The organism is Amaricoccus solimangrovi, from assembly GCF_006385685.1.
GTDB classification, from domain to species: Bacteria; Pseudomonadota; Alphaproteobacteria; order Rhodobacterales; family Rhodobacteraceae; genus Amaricoccus; species Amaricoccus solimangrovi.
Genome location: NZ_VFRP01000083.1, coordinates 1 through 2292, shown reverse-complemented (window position 1 = coordinate 2292; position 2292 = coordinate 1). Strand labels below are relative to the sequence as shown.

Genomic DNA, 2292 nt, shown 5'->3' with positions numbered 1-2292 from the left:
GCGAGGCGGCGCGGTAGGCGACATGGCCGACGCCGGTGGTGTCGGATTTCGTGAGCTTCAGGCTGTGGAACTCGTAGTCGTCCCAGGCGCGCAAGTACGCGCTGTCGCCTTCGATGGCGGAGAGCTTCAGCCCGTAGACGCGGGTGAAGAAGTCGAGGCTCTCGTCGAAGCGGTCGGTCAGCATCTCGACATGGGCGAGATGGGCGAGGTCGTGGCAGGGCTCGGTCATGGGGGGCCTCCGTGGGCGGGGCGGCGGCTTCGCGCGCCCTCGGGAAGGCCGCGGGCCCACGGGGGCCCGCGGCGCCGCGTCAGAATTCGTCGAGGTCGTTGGCCAGCACCACCGGGCCGTCGTAGAGCGCCTCGACCTCGGTCCTGGCGGTCTCGATCGGCGCGTCGTAATGCAGGATGTGGGTCAGCACGAGCACCTTCGGTCGCGCCGTGTTGGCGACCTGGGCGAGTTCGCTCGTCAGCGTATGCGCCGAGTGGTGATAGGCCTGCCAGTCGGGCGTGAGCGCCTTCCAGCCCGCCTCGCTGATCACCTCGTGCACGAGCACGTCGACACCTTTGGCCTTCTCCGCCAGCGTCTCGCTGTAGGTCGTGTCGCCGGAGAAGACGATCGTCTTGTCCGGGGTGGTGATCTTGTAGCCATAGGACGGCTTGATGTCGCCGTGGTTGACCGAGAAGGCCTCGACCGTCACGCCGTTCCTGTCGAAGATGATCCCGTCCTCGGCGATCTCGTGCGCGTCGACCTGATAGAGGGTCGGATCCTTCATCGGCTGGTTGCCGCTGGTTCTGAGGCCGATGTCGGTCGCCTGCATCGCGTAATAGCCGAAGGTCATGCCGAGCAGCCCCTTCGGCCCGTAGGCCTGGAGCCTGTCGGAGCGCCGCCACCAGTAGGTCGCGGCGAGTTCGGGGTAGTCGAGCGTGTGGTCGCTGTGCAGATGCGAGAGGAACAGGTACTTGATGTTGGTGGGGTAGAGTTCCTCGATCCCCTTCTTCTGCCAGGCCTCGATCGCCCGCTGCACCATCCCGCCGCCGGCGTCGAAGACATAGGCCTCGCCGCCGGAGATCACCGCCATGCTCGGCCCCGAGCGTTCCGCGTCGGGAACCGGCGTGCCGGTGCCGAGGATGATGACCTTCGTTTCGTCCTGCGCTTGTGCGTCATCCTGCGCCATCGCCGGCGCGGCCGCCGTCAGCGTCGCGGCCAGTCCGGCGGCGGCCAGGGTCGTTATCATTCGCAGCATTTCTTACCTCCCTTTTTTCTCGCTTCTGGGCTCCTCAGAGTTCGTCGACGGTGCGCGGGAAGATCGACTGGAAGCCCTCGGCGTATTTCGCCTTGCGCCCGCCGGACTGGCCGCCGGAATTGCGCATGAAGTGGTTGGCGCGGTTCTCGGCGACGCGGGTGTAGTAGTCCCAGAGATGCTCCTGGCCCGCCATGCATTCGATCGCGGCGCGCTTGCGGTCCCAGACCGGGGTGATGTCGAGGAAGGTGTCGGGCTTCCAGCCCATCTGCTCGGTCTGGTGCGGCTCGAAGAGGTAGAGCTGCGGCGCGCCGAGCACCTTCTGGCCGGGCTCGTGGCCCCAGGCCTGCGCGATCATCCGGCATTCGAGCGCGACCTGCGTCGCGTACATGTGGTCGGTGTTGTAGGGGTCGAACCGGCTGTGGCTGAGCATGAAGCTCGGCTGGACCTTCCGGATCACCTCGACGAGGCGGAACTTGTCTTCCCGCTCGAGGTGGAGGGGATAGTCGCCGAGGTCGAGCTCGATCAGGTCGTGCACGCCGAGCGCCTGCGCGGCCTTCTCGGATTCGGCGCGGCGGGCGTCCTTCACGCGGTCGAGCGTCATGCCCGGTTCCTTCCAGAGCTTCGCGCTCTCGCCGCGCTCGCCGAAGGAGAGGCAGACGACGGTGACCGCGTAGCCCTTCGCGGCGTGGAGCGCGATCGCCCCGCCGCAGCGCCAGACGAAGTCGGCGGCGTGGGCGCTGATCACCAGCGCGGTCTTGTTCTCGGTCATCGGGTCCTCCTCGGTCTCGTTGGCCCCGAGATGCGCCCGACCGCCCCCGGTTGCCAAATTGGAAACGCGTCGGCCATCATAAGTTCGGGCTATGGTGGCTTGGCGAAGCGGGCGCGGGCGCGGCATGAAGGAGCGGGAAGCACGGGTGGCGCGAGAGAGGCGGGCATGACGGAAGCGGCCATGGCGGCGGGCGGGATCGCCCTGATCGGCTTCGGCGAGGCGGCGGAGGCCTTCGTGACCGGCTGGGGCGCCGCGCGGCCCGGCCCGGCGCGGGCCTTC

At 68.0% G+C, this 2292-nt stretch carries 3 protein-coding genes; all 3 read right to left on the bottom strand.

The features are described from left to right. On the bottom strand, window positions 1-229 hold a 229-nt coding region (locus tag FJM51_RS23235), incomplete at its 3' end, for a VOC family protein (RefSeq protein ID WP_497707175.1). Window positions 230-308: 79 nt separating this feature from the next. Then, the gene (locus FJM51_RS23230) at window positions 309-1244 is read right to left on the bottom strand and encodes an MBL fold metallo-hydrolase (RefSeq protein WP_140456464.1); all 936 of its coding nucleotides are present in this window, start codon (window positions 1242-1244) and stop codon (window positions 309-311) included. A 34-nt stretch (window positions 1245-1278) separates the two neighbouring features. Continuing rightward, window positions 1279-2013 carry a PIG-L deacetylase family protein gene (locus FJM51_RS23225; protein ID WP_140456463.1) on the bottom strand — a complete coding sequence of 245 codons (735 nt, stop codon included), beginning with the start codon at window positions 2011-2013 and terminating at the stop codon, window positions 1279-1281. Between the last annotated feature and the right edge of the window lie 279 nt (window positions 2014-2292).